Origin of the sequence: Corynebacterium sp. MSK204 (assembly GCF_030229885.1) — a bacterium.
Classification (GTDB): Bacteria; Actinomycetota; Actinomycetes; order Mycobacteriales; family Mycobacteriaceae; genus Corynebacterium.
This window is the reverse complement of record NZ_JASPGQ010000061.1, coordinates 1-395: the sequence shown is the minus strand read 5'-3', so window position 1 is coordinate 395 and position 395 is coordinate 1. Positions and strand designations below refer to the sequence as shown.

The window sequence follows — 395 nt, the reverse complement described above, 5'->3', positions numbered from 1 at the left end:
GTGGTCATAGACAAACTGGAAGCGGATCACCAGTGAGTTGCTTTAAGCAAAATATTTCGCGGCCTTGCGCAGGATATCGCGTTCTTCGCGCAACTTTGCGTTTTCTTTTGTCTCACTGGCGGATCCGTCTCACGAATCATTTGCTGCTTGGGCTTTATCATGCACAGCTTTAATGCGCGCACGCTTTCCGGTGCCGTACTTGGTGACCCAAGAATGCAGCGAGGCACGGTTGATACCGAGCTGGGCTGATGCTGCGTTCAGCGAGAGGTCCTCATTGTTCTCATAGAGAGCCACAGCATCGCGTCTGAACTGTTCGGTGTACTTGGACATGATAGTAGATTACCTTTCTTCCCAACCCAACCGGGCTGGATATCAGGTGTCCACCAAAAAAGGGG

The 395-nt window shown here is 51.4% G+C and carries 1 pseudogene; it reads right to left on the bottom strand.

Annotation, left to right across the window (positions count from 1 at the left end):
• Window positions 1–182: 182 nt before the first annotated feature.
• A pseudogene (locus tag QP908_RS11785) lies at window positions 183–330 on the bottom strand (transposase); the annotation flags it as partial.
• Window positions 331–395: the final 65 nt, after the last annotated feature.